Source organism: Chryseobacterium endophyticum (assembly GCF_056333165.1).
Map to the genome: position 1 here is coordinate 263,686 of NZ_JBWGXE010000003.1, position 18,618 is coordinate 282,303.

At 40.0% G+C, this 18,618-nt stretch carries 15 protein-coding genes; 8 read left to right on the forward strand and 7 right to left on the reverse strand.

Translation table 11 applies throughout. The features are described from left to right. Positions 1–284 precede the first annotated feature (284 nt). The 5 genes from fbp (at position 285) to AC0N32_RS09360 (ending at position 8,283) form a co-directional block, all read left to right on the forward strand. A complete protein-coding gene (gene fbp, locus AC0N32_RS09340; RefSeq protein WP_476393582.1) occupies positions 285–1,301 on the forward strand; it encodes a class 1 fructose-bisphosphatase in 1,017 nt (338 codons plus the stop codon). Next, positions 1,301–2,305 (forward strand): o-succinylbenzoate synthase, encoded by a 1,005-nt coding sequence (locus AC0N32_RS09345; RefSeq protein WP_476393583.1) that lies wholly within the window; start codon positions 1,301–1,303, stop codon positions 2,303–2,305. Before fbp ends, AC0N32_RS09345 begins: the two co-directional genes overlap by 1 nt. A gap of 601 nt (positions 2,306–2,906) precedes the next feature. After that, complete coding sequence (locus AC0N32_RS09350) at positions 2,907–4,580, forward strand: glutamine--tRNA ligase/YqeY domain fusion protein (protein WP_476393584.1); 1,674 nt, start codon at positions 2,907–2,909, stop codon at positions 4,578–4,580. A 232-nt stretch (positions 4,581–4,812) separates the two neighbouring features. Then, a complete protein-coding gene (locus AC0N32_RS09355) occupies positions 4,813–6,003 on the forward strand; it encodes an MFS transporter (RefSeq protein ID WP_476393787.1) in 1,191 nt (396 codons plus the stop codon). A gap of 249 nt (positions 6,004–6,252) precedes the next feature. Continuing rightward, the gene (locus AC0N32_RS09360; RefSeq protein WP_476393585.1) at positions 6,253–8,283 is read left to right on the forward strand and encodes a TonB-dependent receptor; all 2,031 of its coding nucleotides are present in this window, start codon (positions 6,253–6,255) and stop codon (positions 8,281–8,283) included. A gap of 36 nt (positions 8,284–8,319) precedes the next feature. On the opposite strand, the gene AC0N32_RS09365 is transcribed toward AC0N32_RS09360, so the two are convergent. Further along, positions 8,320–9,294: a YpdA family putative bacillithiol disulfide reductase gene (locus AC0N32_RS09365; protein ID WP_476393586.1), complete on the reverse strand. Its 975-nt coding sequence runs from the start codon at positions 9,292–9,294 to the stop codon at positions 8,320–8,322. 140 nt (positions 9,295–9,434) lie between these two features. Here AC0N32_RS09365 and AC0N32_RS09370 point away from each other — a divergent pair, with 140 nt between their 5' ends. Beyond that, entirely contained in the window at positions 9,435–10,070 is a 636-nt protein-coding gene (locus AC0N32_RS09370) for a hypothetical protein (RefSeq protein WP_476393587.1), read from the forward strand. Between the two features lie 33 nt (positions 10,071–10,103). Here the strand turns inward: AC0N32_RS09370 and AC0N32_RS09375 are convergent, their stop codons facing one another. The 6 genes from AC0N32_RS09375 to AC0N32_RS09400 all read right to left on the reverse strand — a co-directional run bounded on the left by AC0N32_RS09375 (position 10,104) and on the right by AC0N32_RS09400 (position 16,893). Then, positions 10,104–11,408, reverse strand: a complete 1,305-nt coding sequence (locus tag AC0N32_RS09375) for a glycosyltransferase family 4 protein (RefSeq protein ID WP_476393588.1) — start codon at positions 11,406–11,408, stop codon at positions 10,104–10,106. A 107-nt stretch (positions 11,409–11,515) separates the two neighbouring features. Beyond that, positions 11,516–14,050 (reverse strand): YfhO family protein, encoded by a 2,535-nt coding sequence (locus AC0N32_RS09380; protein WP_476393589.1) that lies wholly within the window; start codon positions 14,048–14,050, stop codon positions 11,516–11,518. Positions 14,051–14,061: 11 nt separating this feature from the next. Continuing rightward, positions 14,062–14,307, reverse strand: coding sequence for a hypothetical protein (locus tag AC0N32_RS09385; protein WP_476393590.1), 246 nt, complete (start codon positions 14,305–14,307; stop codon positions 14,062–14,064). Positions 14,308–14,380: 73 nt separating this feature from the next. Then, the gene (locus AC0N32_RS09390; RefSeq protein ID WP_476393591.1) at positions 14,381–15,433 is read right to left on the reverse strand and encodes a DUF6263 family protein; all 1,053 of its coding nucleotides are present in this window, start codon (positions 15,431–15,433) and stop codon (positions 14,381–14,383) included. Positions 15,434–15,464: 31 nt separating this feature from the next. Further along, positions 15,465–16,217, reverse strand: coding sequence for a 23S rRNA (guanosine(2251)-2'-O)-methyltransferase RlmB (gene rlmB / locus AC0N32_RS09395; RefSeq protein WP_476393592.1), 753 nt, complete (start codon positions 16,215–16,217; stop codon positions 15,465–15,467). Positions 16,218–16,419: 202 nt separating this feature from the next. Continuing rightward, on the reverse strand, positions 16,420–16,893 hold the full coding sequence (locus AC0N32_RS09400) for a DinB family protein (protein ID WP_476393593.1): 474 nt from the start codon (positions 16,891–16,893) through the stop codon (positions 16,420–16,422). 253 nt (positions 16,894–17,146) lie between these two features. Here AC0N32_RS09400 and AC0N32_RS09405 point away from each other — a divergent pair, with 253 nt between their 5' ends. Both AC0N32_RS09405 and AC0N32_RS09410 read left to right on the forward strand, forming a co-directional pair. Then, entirely contained in the window at positions 17,147–18,151 is a 1,005-nt protein-coding gene (locus tag AC0N32_RS09405) for an AAA family ATPase (protein ID WP_476393594.1), read from the forward strand. Beyond that, a complete protein-coding gene (locus tag AC0N32_RS09410) occupies positions 18,151–18,606 on the forward strand; it encodes an N-acetyltransferase family protein (RefSeq protein WP_476393595.1) in 456 nt (151 codons plus the stop codon). Before AC0N32_RS09405 ends, AC0N32_RS09410 begins: the two co-directional genes overlap by 1 nt. Positions 18,607–18,618 lie beyond the last annotated feature (12 nt).

Below are 18,618 nucleotides of genomic sequence, written 5' to 3' on the forward strand. Positions count from 1 at the left end.
AATTTGTGGGAATATTTTACGGGTCACAAAATTATAAATTTACAACGAGATATGAAATAGCGTTCAATCTGCACAGGCTTAAGATTTCATTAAAATTAAAAAATCCGCACAATTATGATGATGATCTTTAACAATTTGGGAGCTTGTTTTTATGATAAGCCTTAATTTAAAAGTTGAATTATCTTCCTATCGTATTGATAAACAGTGGTTAAGTTCTTTTATTAATAAAAATTTTTAAATGTGATAAATTTTACGAAATTTGAAGGAAACGTAAAAAGCAAAATATGTCAGAACGACCATTACAGACTTTAGGAGAGTTTCTTATTGATAGACAAGACGATTTTCAGTATTCTACGGGAGAGTTTTCCCGGCTTCTGAGCGCAATAAGACTTGCTTCAAAAGTAGTAAACAGAGAAGTTAATAAAGCAGGAATTGTAGACATCGCCGGAGCTGCCGGAAACCAGAATATCCAGGGTGAAGAGCAGCAGAAGCTTGATGTCATTGCCAATGAAATTTTTATTACCGCTTTGTCACAGAGAGAGGTTGTCTGCGGAATTGCTTCCGAAGAAAATGACGATTTCATCGATATAAAATGTGGTGAAAACGGTCACTTGAGCAAATATGTGGTCTTGATTGATCCCCTGGACGGCTCTTCCAATATTGATGTAAATGTTTCCGTAGGTACCATTTTCTCCATCTACAGAAGGGTTACGGAACCGGGAACTCCCGTTCAGCTGGAGGACTTTTTACAGAAAGGCGTGAATCAGATTGCTGCCGGCTACGTAATTTACGGCTCATCAACAATGATTGTCTATACTACCGGAAACGGCGTTAATGGCTTTACCCTCGATCCTTCGTTAGGAACTTACTATCTTTCCCATCCGAATATGACCTTCCCGAGAACCGGAAAAATTTACTCTATTAATGAAGGAAATTATATCAAATTCCCGCAGGGAGTGAAAAATTATCTCAAATATTGCCAGATGGAAGAGGGTGACAGACCTTATACCTCGAGGTATATCGGTTCGCTCGTTGCCGATTTCCACAGAAATATGCTGAAAGGAGGGATTTATATCTATCCATCATACTCGCAGGCTCCAAACGGAAAACTGAGGTTGCTGTACGAATGCAATCCCATGGCGTTCCTGGCAGAACAGGCCGGAGGAAAGGCCACAGACGGTTTCCGAAGGATTCTGGAAATAGAGCCTACCGAGCTGCACCAGAGGATTCCTTTCTTCTGCGGAAGTGTCGACATGGTAGAAAAGGCGGAGGAATTTATGAGAATCGACAGTGTAAAATAATGAAAGCAGAATATTTCAGATATGTATTAGAATTCAAGCGCCCGAGTGGAACATCTCGCGGCGTTTTGCATGAAAAAGAAACGTTTATCCTTGAAATTTCAGAAAACGGGAACAAAGGAGTAGGAGAATGTGGCATTTTCAGAGGCTTAAGTTTTGATGACAGGCCTGATTACGAGGAAAAACTTCAATGGCTTTGCGAAAATATCCATCAGAATGCTGAATGGTTGAAGGAGGAACTGAAAGAATTTCCGTCCATCTGGTTCGGTTATGAGCAGGCAATGTTAAATCTTAAGAACGGATCAAATATTTATTTTCCGGGTGAATTTACGGATGGCAGAAAAGCGATTATCATCAACGGTCTGATCTGGATGGGCAACATCGATTATATGGAAGAACAGATTCAGGATAAGCTGGAGCAGGGTTTCCACTGTATCAAACTGAAAATCGGGGTCGACTGGAAATCCGAATATAAGGTTCTTCAGAAATTAAGAGATAAATTTTCAAAGGAAACGCTGGAACTCCGAGTTGATGCCAACGGCGGTTTTTCAACAGAGGAAGCAAAAGCGGTTTTACAAGAGTTGGCCGGTCTCCACATTCATTCGATCGAGCAGCCTATAAAAGCAGGAAACTGGAATGATATGGCCGGATTGTGCGCCGGAACTCCGACACCAATCGCTTTAGATGAAGAACTGATAGGAATTATTGATTTTAATGAAAAAGTTAAACTTCTTGATACTGTAAAGCCCCAGTACATTATTTTAAAGCCTTCTTTATCCGGCGGTTTTTCCGGATCCGATGAGTGGATTTCCCTGGCCGAAGAAAGAAATATACAATGGTGGATCACCTCCGCTCTGGAAAGCAATATCGGGTTGAATGCCATTGCGCAATACACCTTCACCAAAAAAAATCCGATGCCCCAGGGTTTGGGTACCGGATCTTTATTCCTTAATAATTTCCCTTCTCGTCTTGATCTGAAAGGAGAATTATTATACTTTAAAAATTAATCTTAAGGATAGGGGGTCAGATTTCTCTGAGAATCTTCCTCCTTTACTTTAGAGTCTTATTTTTAATTAAATAATAACTAAAGCTGAAGGTAGGCTGAAATGTCTGTTCTAGATAACATCTTCTACGAAAATTGCCTTTCTAAGGTATTCTAAAAATGAAGAAAACTTTTCTTTAACCTTTTTCATAATAATATTATTTAGTGTTTATGCGTGTTGTTAAGTTGCAATCTCTGTGCCATAGTATGGTACTCATATGTAATTTTTATGTAATATTTTTCATGATAGATTTAAAGATTATTTAATATTTTCTATAAAACTTTATATTTAGTTGATTTTTTACATAAAGCCTTTTTCTTAAACAATTTATAAATCTGAAACTGAAATAAATAATTCTCCGGGGTAATATAAGGGAGTTTCCCTGTGCTTTAGGATAGAAATGGTCATAACGACGGCAATTTGAGTTATGGTTTTTAGCTGTCACAAAGATAGGACAAAAAACCGACCTTCCCACGGTAAAACCGGTAAAATTATAATTTCCGTAAAACTTTAAATTTTCCTAAATTTGCAAATTGTCGTAAGTGCGGCATTTAAAGCGAATTCAATGGAAGAAGAAAAAAAATCACTCAATTTTATTGAGCAAATTATCGAAGATGATTTGGCAAACGGTCTGAAGAGAGATCAGATCCGTTTCCGGTTTCCGCCTGAGCCCAATGGTTATCTGCATGTAGGTCATACAAAAGCGATCTGCATCAACTTTGGTCTGGGCGAAAAATACAATGCTCCCGTGAACCTTCGTTTCGACGATACGAATCCTGAAAAAGAAGAACAGGAATTCGTAGATTCTATTATGAAAGACGTTGAATGGTTAGGTTTTAAATGGGATAAAGTCTTGTACGCCTCCGATTACTTCCAGCAGCTTTACGATTGGGCAGTACAGATGATCAAAGAGGGGAAAGCTTATGTAGATGAGCAACCGTCTGAAGTCATTACCGAGCAAAGAAAAAATCCTGCCGAGCCGGGAATAGAATCTCCATACAGAAACCGTCCTGTCGAAGAATCTCTAGATCTCTTTGAAAGGATGAAAAACGGAGAGTTTGAGGAAGGCTCAATGTCTCTTCGTGCAAAGATCGACATGACTTCTCCGAATATGAATATGCGTGATCCTGTGATGTACAGAATTTTAAAAAGACCGCACCACAGAACCGGAACAGCATGGAAAATATATCCTATGTATGACTGGGCACACGGAGAATCAGATTATATCGAACAAATTTCACACTCTTTATGTTCTTTGGAATTTGAAAACCACAGGCCGCTTTATGACTGGTACCTGGATCAGGTTTATGACGAGACCAAAGTGAGAAACAAGCAGAGGGAATTTGCAAGAATGAATGTCTCTTACATGATTACTTCCAAAAGAAAGCTGCAGAGGTTGATTGCCGAAAATGTAGTGACCGGCTGGGACGATCCGAGAATGCCTACCATCTCAGGAATGAGAAGAAAAGGATATACCGCTACTGCGATCAGGAATTTTATTGAAAAAGTAGGAGTTGCCAAGAGAGAAAACCTTATTGAGATTCAGCTGTTGGAATTCTGTGTCCGTGAAGACTTGAATAAAGTTGCAAAACGTGTCATGACCGTTGTAGATCCTGTAAAACTGGTCATCGAAAACTATCCTGAAGGAAAAGAAGAATGGCTGGAAACCGAAAATAATCCCGAGCAGGAAAATGCAGGTACAAGGGAAATTCCTTTTTCCAGAGAACTCTATATTGAGCGTGAAGATTTTAAAGAAGAAGCCAATAATAAGTTTTTCAGACTGAAATTAGGGGGCGAAGTCCGCTTAAAATCCGCTTACATCATTAAAGGTGAGCGGGTGGAAAAAGATGAGAATGGTAATATCACCACGATCTACGCTACTTACGACGAAAAATCAAAGTCGGGAAGCGGAACGGAAGAAAGCTTAAGAAAAGTAAAAGGAACCATTCACTGGGTTTCTGCCAATCATGCTATTCCTGTAGAGATCAGGAATTACGATAAACTGTTTACCGTAGAGCAGCCTGATGCAGAAAAAGACGTAGACTTCCTAAACTATATCAACCCGGAATCTGTGACCACCGTTCAGGGGTTTGCAGAACCTGGTTTAAAGGATGTAGAAGTTGGAGAACCGTTACAGTTCCAGAGAATTGGCTATTTTACGAAAGATCAGGATTCGACTGAAGACAAATTAGTTTTCAACAGAACAGTGACCCTAAAAGACTCTTATAAGCCGGAGTAAAGATTTATTTATATCATTATAAATGAAACAGGGCTTATTTTTAAGTCCTGTTTTTTGTTTTTTAATATTGAATGAAAGCGGTGCTCATCAAAAATGCTGTAAAGGGTCCGGAAGAAAGACTTGAGACTGAATGGAATAAAATCCTTTTAGAAAAAAATAATTAAATATTTAAATTGTGAAACTCATATATCTATATACAAACTCATTCAAAGGGCTTTCCAAAGAAAGCTGGATGCTGGCGCTGGTTATGCTCATCAATCGCGCCGGCTCGATGGTGCTTCCGTTTCTGGGAGTTTATATGACCAATCATCTGCATTTCGGTATAGAAAATACAGGGATTGTACTCAGCTTTTTCGGAATTGGTTCCGTAATAGGCTCATGGCTTGGCGGATTCATCACCGATAAAATCGGCGAATACAAAGTGCAGTCTATCAGCTTACTGCTGAGCGTTCCGTTGTTTTGCCTGATTCCGCTTTTCAAAACGGAAGTCGGGGTTGCGGCCATTATTTTAATTCAAAGTATTGTAAGCGACGCTTTCCGGCCGGCAAACTCTGTAGCCATCACCAAATATGCAAAACCGGAAAATATCACCCGTGCATTTTCACTCAACCGGATGGCCGTTAATTTAGGATTTTCCATCGGCCCAGCAGTGGGCGGAATTTTGTCGGCCATTTCATACGAATTCCTGTTTTTCAGCAATGCTTTAGCGGCGTTATCAGCGGGAATTCTTTATATCATCTTCTTTAAAAAAAGAAATAAACTGGCCCGGCTGAAAGCTAAAAAAGTAAAAGAAGTGATTGAAATTAAAAAAGAAAATTCGCCTTATCGGGATGGGAAATTTTTAATCTACTGTTTCTTCTGTATGCTGTTTTCGATATGTTTTTTCCAGTTGTTCAGTACGCTGACTATTTTTTATAAAGATACCGCCCGGCTCAGTCAGCAGAATATCGGGTATATTTTGGGCTACAGCGGATTTTTGGTTGTGTTGCTGGAAATGGGGCTGGTACAGGTGGCCGAGAAATATTTCAGTCTGGCCGTTACCATGTTCCTGGGGACCTTCATTTGCGGACTTTCATACGCCATGCTGGGGTTTGATCACAGTATGCTTACGCTTGTTCTGTCGATGAGCCTGTTGTGTGTAGGAGAGATTTGGGCGCTGCCTTTTATGTCGACCATCACTGCATTACGGTCAGGGAAAAATAACAAAGGTGCCTATATGGGACTAAATGGGATTTCATTTTCCATTGCCTTCATTGTAACGCCGTACTTAGGAACTTTAATTGCCGAAAAGCTCGGTTTCACCATCCTGTGGATCGGAACGGGGATTTTAGCTACATTGATCGCCATTGCATTTTACTTTATCGTCCCATGGATGATCAATGAAAGAAAAGAAAATAAGGAATCTTATCAAAATGGGCTTTAGCCCATTTTTTTTTGCCCAAAATCACGATCCGCTTCATCAAATCAGCTCGCTGATTCATCTTATTTACCTTAAATATTCACACAGAAAATAAAACCTTTGCGTTAAAGAAAATCAATAGCTGTTGATTTTTAATACAAATAACCTTGTTTAAGCTTAATATAAAAAAATATAGGATGAAAATCTTTCATTCGGGTACCATAATTAGATGACGGGCGGGAAAAATGTATAATTTTTGCTTATTCACAGGCAATGAAAAAAATCTACATTCTTGCCGCTGCTGTTCTTGCTGCTTCCGTGTCTGCGCAAAAAAGAGATTCGGCGGAACTCATCTCAGAAGTACGGGTTGACGCTTACAAGAAACCGGCAGCCCTGATCAATTCTACCAAATCTGTTTCGGTGATTTCGGAAAACCTGCTCGGCCAGAATACCCCCGAGAGGATGCTTGAGTCCGTCAATCAGGTTCCCGGCGCCAGAATGGAAGAGCGCTCTCCCGGAAGTTACAGGATTTCGCTTCGGGGAAGCACCCTTCGTTCTCCGTTCGGAGTGAGGAATGTAAAGGTTTACCTGGATGATTTTATTCTCTCCGATGCTTCGGGCAATACGTATTTCAATGTTATCTCTCCCGAACTGATCAGCAGAATGGAAATTTATAAAGGCCCTGAAAGCGGTGACTATGGTGCCGTAACCGGCGGAACTCTGCTTCTCCAGACCTCCGATTCAGAGAGAGTCTCTGCTCATCTTGCTTCGGGAAGCTATGGGACTTTCAACGAGAGCTTTACTTTCTCCAGACAACTGGGGAAACATTTTCTGGAAGTTTTTGAGAACTATTACCAGACCGATTCTTACAGGCAACAGTCTAAAGTCAACCGGAAGCAGGTTTTTATTAAAGATCATTTCAGGTATTCGGACAAAGGCTTGCTTAAAGCGATGGCCCTTTATTCCGATCTTGATTATCAGACTCCCGGCGGTCTTACGCTTGAGCAGATGCAGATGGATCGGAAGCAGGCGAGACCGGCCACTAAGACAGTTCCCGGAGCAGCTGGCCAGGATGCGGGAATACGCAATAAAATGATACTGGCCGGACTTTCGAATGAATATTATTTCAGTCCGGAGTTTTCCCATTTTATTCTCATTCAGGGATCTTACGTAGATTTTGAAAATCCGTTCATCACCAATTTTGAAAACCGGTTTGAGAAAAATATTGCCCTTCGTACCCATTTCAATTACGAAAAGCATTGGAAGCATATTTCACTGGCATACCGCTTCGGATTCGAAGGAGGAATTAATGAGATTATCGTCAGAAACTACGACAATAAGGCGGGCATCCGGGGAAATCCGCAAAATTTTGATAAGATTAAAAATACCTCGGGTTTTTACTTTGCCTCCCAGAAACTCAATATTGATGAAAAGCTTTTTACGGATATTTCTTTAAGCCTGAACTCAAATTCTTACGAATGGGAAAGATCTTTTCCCGGGACGGCATACGGAAAGACCGCCTTTAAAAATCAATGGCTTCCGAATTTCGGGCTGAGCTATCTTTTGGGTAAAGGCTTTTCGCTGCGTGCAAAAGCAGGGAAGGGCAATTCTGCGCCTACGAGTGAGGAGATACGTGCATCTGATCAGCAATTTAACACCTATCTCAAACCGGAATACGGCTGGAATAAAGAATTCGGGATCCGGAAGCAGTTCGGAACGGCTTTATTTGTGGAAGGCAGCTACTTTGATTTCAGGATGAAAAATGCTATTGTAAGACGTCAGAATGAAGCGGGACAGGAATTTTTCGTGAATTCCGGCGAAACCATTCAGAAAGGTTTTGAAGTGTTATTTGAGTCTAAAAGTTTTAATTTAAAAAATGATATTTTCAGCTTTTTTAAATTCCGGCTGTCGGGAAATTTTTATGATTTTAAATTTAAAAATTACCGCCAGAACAATGCCGACTTTTCCGGGAATGATCTTACCGGTGTTCCGCGAACTACGGTGAACAGCCTGCTGAATTTTGTTTTATTTAAAAAACTTTCCGTGGATTATTCACACTTTTATACCTCAAAAATACCGTTGAACGATGGCAATTCAGTGTGGTCGGAACCAAGCCTTGTGGGAAACATACAGTTCAGATTTCCTTTGATGGTGGACAAAGCCAGGCTGCAACTATTTCTGCAGATACAGAATCTGTACAATGAAGACTATGTATCAGGATTTGATATCAATGCTTTTGGGAACCGCTATTATAATCCTGCAGCCGAAAGAAATTTTGTTTTTGGAGTACATGTGGATTTTTAAGTTATTACTAAAAAAATTACGCCGGAATAAGGTAAATTAAATTGACGATAACTTTAAAAGAATGTGCTGAACGATCATTTCCGCATGAATTCTGGAGTTTTCAATGAACCAGAGGTGCGTGTCTTTTCCGCCGCATACCACGCCGGCAAGATATAATCCGGGAACATTGGTTTCCATGGTTTCAGTGTGGTAAAGTGGGTTGAGGCATTCGCCCTGCAATTCAATTCCTGAATTTCTGAGGAAGTCAAAGTCGGGGAGATAGCCTGTCATAGCCAGTACGAAATCGTTATCAATTTCATGGATTTCACCTTTTTCATCTTTAAAGATGACGGTTTTTTCTTTAATTTCAATCAGTTCCGAATTGAAATGAGCCGTAATGCTGCCTTCGGAAATTCTGTTTTCAATATCAGGCTTCACCCAGTATTTCACGCTGTCTGAAATTCCGGAATTGCGGATAATCATGGTGACTTCAGCGCCTTTTCTGTACGTTTCCAGCGCAGCATCTACCGAAGAGTTGCTGGAACCCACCACTACGATCTTCTGTTTTGCATAAGGATAAGGTTCGGTATAGTAGTGTTTTACCTTGGGAAGATTTTCTCCCGGAATATTCATCAGGTTCGGAATATCATAGAACCCCGTCGATATAACAACATTCTTCGCCGAATATTTTCCCTTTGTCGTTTCGATTTCAAAGAAATCATTTTCTTTACAAACTTTTTCTACTTTTTCATACAGATTGATTTTAATGTCGCGCTGGCGGGCAATTCCCTGGTAGTATTCCAGAGCTTCCTGCCTGCCGGGTTTCGGAGCCGACGAAATAAACGGAATGCCGTCTATTTCCAGTTTTTCTGCCGTAGAAAAGAATTTCATGTACAGAGGATAACGGTATAAGGAATTGACAATCGTTCCTTTCTCGATAACAAGATAGCTGAGATTGTTTTTTTGTGCTTCTAAAGCACAGTTCAGCCCGATCGGTCCGCCTCCGATGATAAGAATATCCAACATTTCCATCTCACAAAATTACAAAAAAGCATAAATGGAAGTGCTGTTTATCGGCTAAAATATCCAGGTTACCGTAAAGTAAACCGAATGTGAATTATAATTTAAAAGTGGTATTGCTTTTGATGAATTTAGCCAAGACATTTAAAATTATGAAAAAAATATTCTTTTTGATCATGATCCTAAGCATGGTGGCGTGCAAGAAAAATCCTGAAAAGTTTGTTAATGATGCGGCAGATTCTTCTGAAAAAGCTGTGGTAAATACGGGTGACAGCACAAAATCAATAAACAAGGAAGATGCGCTGAAAAGCATTAATGAAATGATCGTTCAGTCTCTAAAAGAAAAAAACTATAAAAAATTTGCCGATTACATCCATCCTGAAAAAGGAGTGAGGTTTTCAATGTATGCCTTTGTAAATCCGGCGGAAGACAAGAAGTTTTCACAAGCGGATTTTAGGAAATATGAGCCGTCAAAAACAGTTTTCACCTGGGGTGCGATGGACGGATCAGGAGATCTTTATAAAGCGACCATCAATGACTACCTTGCAAAATGGGTGTATGCAAAAGATTTTGCCACAGGCCAGGTGTCCATCAATGAATTTCAGGGAAGTGGAAATTCATTAAATAACCTGACGAAAATTTATCCGGGCGCCGATTTTACAGAAAACTTTATCAAAGGATCGGAAGCCAATGCAGAAATGGACTGGAAATGTCTCCGTCTTGTCTTCGAAAAATACCAGGACAAGTATTATCTGGTGGCGGTTATCAATGACCAGTGGACGATTTAAAAAAGGATAAATATTTTCAATCTCAATCTTAAATTACCCTAAAATCTCAACCAGTTTTTTTGTCAGATTTTTTCTTGAGAACTGCTCTATGTTCTGAGTGTTTTCAGCGATTTCTCCGTTTTTCCAGAGTTCAAATTTTTCAAGTATGAATTCTTTTACTGTGTTGGAATCGGTATAACTGAAATGCTTTCCTGCCTGCGTTTCCTGTAGTATTCTGGAAACATCGGCGTCCTTAGGGCCAAAAGAGATGATCTGTTTTCCGGTGGCGAGATATTCAAAGATTTTTCCTGGGATAATCCCTTTCGAAGAATCGTTGGGGAAGTTGGTGATAAGCAGAATATCCGAGGTCTGCATCTCTTCAATCGCTTTGTCATGAGAAAGATATCCAAGATTAAGAATGTGATTCTTCAGGTCGGAGTTTTCTAAGATAGACAATATTTTATCATCGATTCTGCCTGCAAATTTTAACACGAAATTTTCGGCGAAATCATCATTTTCTTTTACCAGATCATCAAGTGCTTTCCAAAGGTTTTCAGGGTTTCTGAGCTGTTCTAAAACACCGATATAGCTTAACGTGAATTGGTCTTTAGGAGGTTGAGGGTTTGAGAGTTTGAGGGTTTGAGGGTTTGAATCAGATTCGTCAAAACCGTTGGTTATGCAGAACGAATTTGCTCCTTTTTTTCTGAAATTTTCAGCATCAGTGTAGCTTGTGGCCAGGGTGATATCTGCATTCTTGAACACATCACTTTCCAGTTGACGGTGCTTCCTGTCGGAGCTTTCCGTTAATTTTAAATGTTTATAATATGAAATTTCTGTCCACGGATCACGGAAATCTGCAATCCACTTTAAATGGGAAATTCTTTTCTTCAGCTGCAGGCCGATGATGTGAAGGGAATGTGGCGGCCCGGAAGTGACCACGACATCAATTTTATTTTCTTTCAGATAATGTTCGAGAAATTTAACGGAAGGTTTAACCCAGAAAACCCTGGCGTCAGGAATAAAAAAATTACCTCTCACCCAGATTGACAGTTTCGACTTCCAGCTTTGATTTTTGCCCACATCAAACTGACCCGCCTTGAATTTTTTATTGCTTTTGTTAAGTTTTTCCGCCAGCTGATAAGGCTCCCAGATTTTTGTCTTCACGATTTCAATGTCTTCCGGAACGTCTTTCAGCAGACTTTCATCTACCAACGGATAGCTGGGGTTTTCCGGGGTGTAGATTACAGGCTTCCATCCGAATTCAGGGAGATATTTTGCAAATTTCAACCACCTCTGAACACCAGGACCTCCCGCAGGAGGCCAGTAATAGGTGATGATGAGTATTTTTTTTGGTTCCATTGATTATGAATTCTATGGTCTTTTTAAATGAATAATCTTCTGATTTTATCATTTAAATTTCAAGGTCGGATAAAAAATCTATCATCCGGCTTTTATGTGAACTTTTGCTAAACGGTTTCAGCCTGTCTTTTGCCCCTTTTGCGGTAAATGGTATATATTCCAAAACCGCTCAGCAGAATAAACACCGCAAAACAAAGAAGTGAGATCCATTTTCCTTTTTCGATCACTTCCGGTTCAAAAACCATTCTTATATCGTGGTTTCCGGCAGGAACGTGAACGGCACGAAGTAAATAATCTGCTTTGATGTACGGAACTTCCTTTTCATCAATGAACATTTTCCAGCCGTGGGGATAATAGATTTCAGAGAATACCGCCAGCTGAGGTGTTTTCGACTGAGATTTGAATTCCAGCTCGTTCGGCTGATATTTTGTTAAATTGATATGTGCGGTTGAATCCGGCTGAACGGTTTTCCCTTCGAAGTACTTCTTATCTGAAGATGCAATCACGGCCGTTTTCTTATTGTCAATGATTCCTATTGATTTGATTTCCTGGTTCGGGGAATTTACGAATTGAAGGTCGCTTACAAACCATGCATTTCCGTTGGCTTTCGGATTCGGAATGGCCTGCGGTTGTTCAGGACCGCCTACTACAAGATATTTTGCGTTGAGGAGGTTGAGCATATTCGGAACTTTTACCGAGTCCATGATCTGGAAGTATTCATTGATCACGTCGTCATATCGTCTCAGTTTTACCGCGTGATATCCTCCGATGGAAGATTTAAAATAAGAAGTATTGGTCTCGCTGAACGTTCCTAAAATATTATTAAAAATTCTATAATGCGTTTTATCTTTTTCGGCAATGGTTTCCAATGTTTTATTAACGTTTACATTAGCCAGGATGGGTTCAAGATTCGGGTTCCCCTGAACTTTTTCCGCCATCAGATCAGAACTTTCTGTCTGGAAAGGATTTTCTGCAAAAATTTTATCGACATAATTATCATCATTAAGATAGCGCTTGTTTACTGTCCACAAATCAAATAAGCTTACGATTCCGATCATGATCAGGGCGATATTCTGATTTAATTTCTGTTTTAAAACCATAAATAAAGCGGCAGCAGCAATGGCAACATATATAAATGCTTTAAAGGTATCAATTCTGAACAGCTTGAATCGCTCTTCCACCAGATAGTCCAGTAGGAAAGGAGGCAGATAGGTTTTTTCGTTTTCCGTATGGAATCCCAATAAAGATTTTCCGAAAATCAATAAAATCAATACAAAGCCTAGCGTTCCGCCGCCAACGTATAATAGGATTTTCTGTTTGTATTCTGTTGTTAATTCTTTATCCGTGAAAAATCTATACAATCCGATGATGGCAATAAGCGGGAACAGCAATTCCACTACGACCAAAATGGAAGACGGTGCCCTGAATTTGTTATAAAAAGGAACAAAATCTATGAAGAAATCGGAAAGTGGCATAAAATTGCTTCCCCAGGCCAGAAGAATAGTCAGAACAGAAGCGCCGAGAATCCAGTAGCGGTATTTTTTCCAGGCAAAGAAGAATCCTAAGACTGCCAGAAAGCAGACAATAGCACCCTGGTAAGCAGGCCCGGAAGTTCCCGGCTGATCTCCCCAGTACGTTAAATTTCCGAAGCCTTTGGAAATTCTGTCCATTTCAGCCTGAGAACCTACATTTTCTTGAACAAGCTCCTGAACTTTACCCATCATTTCCTTTCCTTCCGGTTCCTGGCTTCCTCCGCCCATGAGTCGCGGGATGAAAAGGTTTAATGTTTCCAGTTTTCCGTAGCTCCACAACAGCATGCTTTCTTTATCCATCCCCGATTTTCCTTCGGTATGGCTTTCATTGGTTAAGATCTGTTTTCCCCGAACGGTTTCTTTAATGTATTCGGAGTTTGCCAGGATCCTCTGAGAGTTCATTCCGACACCGATAAGGCATGAAGCGGCCACAATTCCCGAAGAAATCAGGAAATGCTTAACCGGCGTTTTCTTCTGGATCGTGCGGATTAATTCCGATAAAAATAGAAAGCCCAGCGCAATGAACAGATAATAGGTCATCTGCGGGTGGTTGGCCGCAATCTGGAGTCCCATAAAGAGCGTGGTCACAATAAAGCCCCAGATATATTGTTTGCGTATATAGACGAGTAAAATTCCCGCTAAAAGCGGTGCGAAATATTCTATGGTGTTGATCTTCCCGTTGTGGCCGGCAGCAATAGCAATGTAAAAATACGTCGAAAGGCCGAAAAAAGTAGCTCCCAACAGGGCATACTTCCAGTTTCTCACGACGACCATTCCCAAAAGGAAAAAGCCTCCGAAAAGCAGGAAGATATAATTGACCGGCCTCGGGAAAAAGTTCAGTTTGGAATCGATTTGCTTAATGATGTCTCCTTTAAACTGGCTTCCCATCTGATAAGTTGGCATTCCCCCGAACATGGAATCGCTCCAGTAGGTTTCTTTTCCGGTATCGGCTCTGTAATCGAGAAGCTCCTTGGCTCCTCCGCGATACTGTACGATATCATGCTGAAAAAGCTGTTTCCCTGTAAAAACAGGCGTAGAATATAAGAATGCTAAAACGATAAATACAACTAATGAAATTGCAATATAAATCAGGTTTTTATTTTTGGCCATGTCGATGGTTATTATCTTTTATTTTCAGAATTACCTTTATCATTACTGTCTTTTACCTCTTCATAGTCTACGGTTTCAGCGTCCCAGTTGATATTTTGATTATTTTTATTTGAGTTTTGTATATCCTGCGGTTTATTATTCTGGTTGTTATTGTTAAATCGATAGCTATAAAAAGTTTTAAAGAAAACTCTTTTAAGGATATTCCATACAAAGAAAATAATGATGGAGGCTAATACCAGCTCAAAAATATATTTCATAATAATTAATGTTTATGGTTCAGGGCGAGTTCTTATTGTGAAAACTTTAAACCCAGCCCTGAATTCTCAGCTTTTATTTCGCAGACGGATTCACCATCACCGAAGAATTCGAAACGCTTTTCATAGACTGCGATTCTTTACCGTTTGAAATGGTTTCGATCTGTGTTGTTTTCACGGAAATATTTTGATTGCTGATCCATCCGGTATTCTGGTCAAATTTGATCGTTCCGTTTTGTGTAAGTTCACTGCTTAAACTGTGGGTTACCTCTCCCTGATTCTGTTTTTCGACCTTTTTAGGAATTCCGCCTGTCACCCCAATTTCAGCGATGCCGTTTCCAACACTTTTTAACACGTAGTTTGATGTCACTTTTATTTTCCCTTGCGCATCGGCATTTTCACTGTTCGTCCATTTTTCCCCTACTTTCACTCCTTTTTTCGGCATGATGGTAAGGTTTTTATTAAACTGATCCTTCAGGACTTTTTCGTTAAATGATTCTTTCAGGCTCGCAATAACGCTTTCTTTCTCGTTTTTATCTTTTATGATACTCCCTAATGAATTAGTCATTTTATTATAAACAGCATCAAAACCGGTTATGGAAATGACATTTCCCTTGGTATCCATTTTCATGCTGAGCTTATTGCCGGTAAGCGCCCTGTTGATGTTCCAGATCATTTTCAGTTCGTCTTCTTTCGGGATCGGCAATTTTGTATCCACAACAACTGTTTTTCCCTGGGCTGTCTGAGAGCTTCTTTTTGCGATCAGGTTCAGGGTAATATCATAAATATTTCCTTTAATATCATTTACCGTAAAAGACATCTCATCCGTTGATTCACTGATTGCGTTGAGTGTTTTTCCGGTAGGGTCCGTCATTGTTTTTGTGTCTCTCTGGTAAGTTGTTAAAGGATAAGTTTTTCCTTTTTCAAGCTTAAAAGTCTGTGTGTAAACGCCTGCAGAGTCCTTAATCGCAGGGTTTTCTTCTACCTTTGCAACGGAATCAGCCGGCACTTCTACCGTAATGGTTTTACCTGTTTTAGGATCAACCTTCGTGATTTTTGCCGTTTCTTTTTTATTACATGAAACTAAAGCTATTGTTGAGATAAGCGCTAATGCTGCTATGTTTTTCATTGAATTCTTTTTAAATTTTACTTTTAATCGGTTACTGCGCCGCGGAATTTGCCGCCATTTTCTGTCTTACCGCTTCATACAAAATCGCTCCGCAGGCTACAGATACATTAAGAGATTGTGTTTTTCCTTCGATAGGAAGCTTTATTTTTTCATCGGCGTGGTGCAGTACTTCTTTTGAGATTCCGGTTTCTTCATTTCCCATCACAATCGCGCAAGGTTCTTTAAAATCTACTTCATAGATTAATTTTTGAGCCTTTTCGCTGGCGGCAAAAATCGTAATTCCGCTTTGCTGAAGATAGTCTACAACATGCGCGAGATTAGGGGCTTTACAAATTTTCACATTGTACAGCGCTCCTGCAGAAGTTTTTATGGCGTCTGAATTGATAGGTGCGGCCCCTTTTTCCGGGATGATCACTGCGTCTACTCCTACACATTCTGCTGTCCGGCAGATCGCTCCGAAATTTCTTACGTCCGTCAATCGGTCGAGGATGAGTAAAAAAGGGGTCTTTCCTTCCTCAAAAAGCTGAGGCACAATATCTTCCACTTTATGAAACGGAACGTCCGAAATAAAGGCAACAACGCCCTGATGGTTTTTTCTTGTGAAACGGTTCAGTTTTTCAACCGGAACATAGTTGGGACGGATTTTATTTTTAGCCAGAACAGCCTTAAGCTCAGCATAAATAGGTCCTTGCAATGCATTCTGTACAAAGATCTTGTCAATCGTTTTTCCCGCTTCAATAGCTTCAATTACGGGACGAAGCCCGAAAATAAAATCGTCTTTCATTAAGTAAGTTTTATGTTTAAGGTTCAAAGTTTAAAGTTTAAGGTTTAATGTTGCTTAAGACTTATACTTTGTTCCTCTTAAATCGGTCATGTTGATATTTTAAATAGTGAATTGTCAATGGTCAATTTCACCAGGTAAGTCAATATGGCTGGGAATAAAATTCACATTTAACCATTGACTTGCGAAGCGAAATTCACTTAAACTATCTTCCTTTTTCTCCTAAAATTGCTCTTTTCTGTGCCAGAATATAGCCATAATGAAGGCTTTCGTGCATGTTGTTGAATATAATCGCATCCTGGATACTTTTCAGGTCCATCCCAAAACTGGTGGTGTAAGGGGTGTAATCTGAAAAGAAATCGCTGTCATAATCCCTCATTAAAATCTTTGAAGTTTCCGTGAGTAAAAATTCAAGGTCTTCCACTTCAGATTTTTGTACGTTGAGGTTGGGCAATGTTCCTTTTTTATAAGTCTCAATCCAGTATTTATCGATTCTGAAAGGGTTACCGCTTAAATAATAATGCAGCAGCTGCTGGGTAGCTACGGTGTGTGCGATATTCCAATATACATTATTGTTGAAGCCGTCCGGAATCAGTAAAAGATCTTCATGGGAAGTGTTCTGCAATATATCCAGAAGGTTTCTGCGTACCTGTCGGTGGGCTTGAAAATGATAATTCACTTTACAAAAATTTTAATCACCAAAAATAGTTTAATAAACTGGAAATGACAATTTTTGAACGGATGATTAAGCCAAATTTTATATTTTTTTATGAAAACACAAGGATGTCAGGTTATAAATTTAAAGTTTATTTCATTTTGAATCTCGCATTGATGCCGTAATATTTAACAAACTTTAACTCAAAAATGGCATCTATTGTGTTGATTAATGCAAGTATTTATTAGAAATTTACCAATTATTTTTAAATTAGACTATGTCAGATACATATCAAGCGGAAGATATTCGCCAGCTAACGGAACAGGTAAAGGAAGCGAACTTCTATTTTTCGCGTCTCCGCGAAGAAATCAATAAAGTGATCATTGGCCAGGAATATATGATAGACCGCCTTTTGGTAGGGCTTTTAGGAAACGGGCACGTTCTTTTGGAAGGGGTTCCCGGCCTCGCAAAAACATTGGCGATTAAAACCCTGGCGGATGCTGTACATGGAGAGTTTTCCAGGATTCAGTTTACGCCGGATCTTTTACCTGCGGATGTCGTGGGAACGATGATCTATAATGTGAAGGACAACGACTTTTCGATCAAAAGAGGACCTGTTTTTGCCAACTTTGTTTTGGCGGACGAGATCAACCGTGCGCCCGCAAAAGTGCAGTCGGCCTTGCTGGAGGTGATGCAGGAAAAGCAGGTGACCATCGGTGATGAAACCATGAAATTACCAAAACCGTTTCTGGTGCTGGCTACACAGAACCCTATTGATCAGGAAGGAACTTATTTGTTGCCGGAAGCACAGAGCGACCGTTTCATGTTGAAATGTACTATTGATTATCCTAAATTCGAAGATGAGAGGACGGTGATGAGAATGGTTTCCACATCTCATCAGCCTGAAGTAAAACCCGTGATTTCCCTGGAACATATCGTTGCTGCCAAGGAACTTATCAACCAGATTTATCTTGATGAGAAAATAGAAAAGTATATTCTGGATATGGTTTTTGCCACCCGTTTCCCGGAAGATTACGGGCTTTCCGAACTCAAAAATTACATCAGTTTCGGGGCTTCTCCGAGAGCATCCATCAATCTGGCCATTGCTTCAAGAGCACATGCTTTTCTGAAAGGACGGGCATTTGTCATTCCTGAGGATGTAAAATCTTTGGCAAAAGATGTCCTGAGACACAGAATTGGTTTAACTTTCGAGGCAGAAGCGGAAGAAATTTCATCAGAGGAAATTATTAACAGGATTTTAGCGAAAATTCAGGCTCCGTAATGGATGAAGTAAGAATAAGGAAAGCGGTTCGTGAAGATTGTGCGCCGATGCTGGAGCTTATTAAAGAGCTGGCAGTGTACGAAAAAGCGCTGCATGAAGTGACGCTGCCCCTCAATCAATTTATCGAAGACGGATTCGGGGAATTTCCGGTTTGGGGTGCTTTTGTTGCCGAAACGGATGGCGAAATTGTTGGTATTTCCCTGTATTATGACCGTTATTCCACATGGAAAGGGAGAAGGCTGTATCTGGAAGATCTTGTGGTAACGGAAAAGATGAGGGGAAAACAGATCGGCAGGAAATTGTTTGACGCCACAATGGATTACGGGAAATCAAAGGACTACAGCGGAATGGTTTTTCAGGTGCTGAACTGGAATGAGCCAGCCATCAGTTTCTATAAAAAGTACAGTCCGAAATTTGATGACGAATGGGTTAATGTTTCGATTGAGTTTAAATAAGATCGAAGTGTG

What these genes read in the sequence shown, in the direction of transcription:
- AC0N32_RS09380 (WP_476393589.1), bottom strand. Translation starts at nt 14,050, where the DNA reads ATGGCCAAAAATAAAAACCTGATTTATATTGCAATTTCATTAGTTGTA.
- fbp (WP_476393582.1), top strand. Translation starts at nt 285, where the DNA reads ATGTCAGAACGACCATTACAGACTTTAGGAGAGTTTCTTATTGATAGA.
- AC0N32_RS09345 (WP_476393583.1), top strand. Translation starts at nt 1,301, where the DNA reads ATGAAAGCAGAATATTTCAGATATGTATTAGAATTCAAGCGCCCGAGT.
- AC0N32_RS09355 (WP_476393787.1), top strand. Translation starts at nt 4,813, where the DNA reads ATGCTGGCGCTGGTTATGCTCATCAATCGCGCCGGCTCGATGGTGCTT.
- AC0N32_RS09360 (WP_476393585.1), top strand. Translation starts at nt 6,253, where the DNA reads ATGAAAAAAATCTACATTCTTGCCGCTGCTGTTCTTGCTGCTTCCGTG.
- AC0N32_RS09370 (WP_476393587.1), top strand. Translation starts at nt 9,435, where the DNA reads ATGAAAAAAATATTCTTTTTGATCATGATCCTAAGCATGGTGGCGTGC.
- AC0N32_RS09350 (WP_476393584.1), top strand. Translation starts at nt 2,907, where the DNA reads ATGGAAGAAGAAAAAAAATCACTCAATTTTATTGAGCAAATTATCGAA.
- AC0N32_RS09385 (WP_476393590.1), bottom strand. Translation starts at nt 14,307, where the DNA reads ATGAAATATATTTTTGAGCTGGTATTAGCCTCCATCATTATTTTCTTT.
- rlmB (WP_476393592.1), bottom strand. Translation starts at nt 16,217, where the DNA reads ATGAAAGACGATTTTATTTTCGGGCTTCGTCCCGTAATTGAAGCTATT.
- AC0N32_RS09365 (WP_476393586.1), bottom strand. Translation starts at nt 9,294, where the DNA reads ATGGAAATGTTGGATATTCTTATCATCGGAGGCGGACCGATCGGGCTG.
- AC0N32_RS09375 (WP_476393588.1), bottom strand. Translation starts at nt 11,408, where the DNA reads ATGGAACCAAAAAAAATACTCATCATCACCTATTACTGGCCTCCTGCG.
- AC0N32_RS09410 (WP_476393595.1), top strand. Translation starts at nt 18,151, where the DNA reads ATGGATGAAGTAAGAATAAGGAAAGCGGTTCGTGAAGATTGTGCGCCG.
- AC0N32_RS09405 (WP_476393594.1), top strand. Translation starts at nt 17,147, where the DNA reads ATGTCAGATACATATCAAGCGGAAGATATTCGCCAGCTAACGGAACAG.
- AC0N32_RS09390 (WP_476393591.1), bottom strand. Translation starts at nt 15,433, where the DNA reads ATGAAAAACATAGCAGCATTAGCGCTTATCTCAACAATAGCTTTAGTT.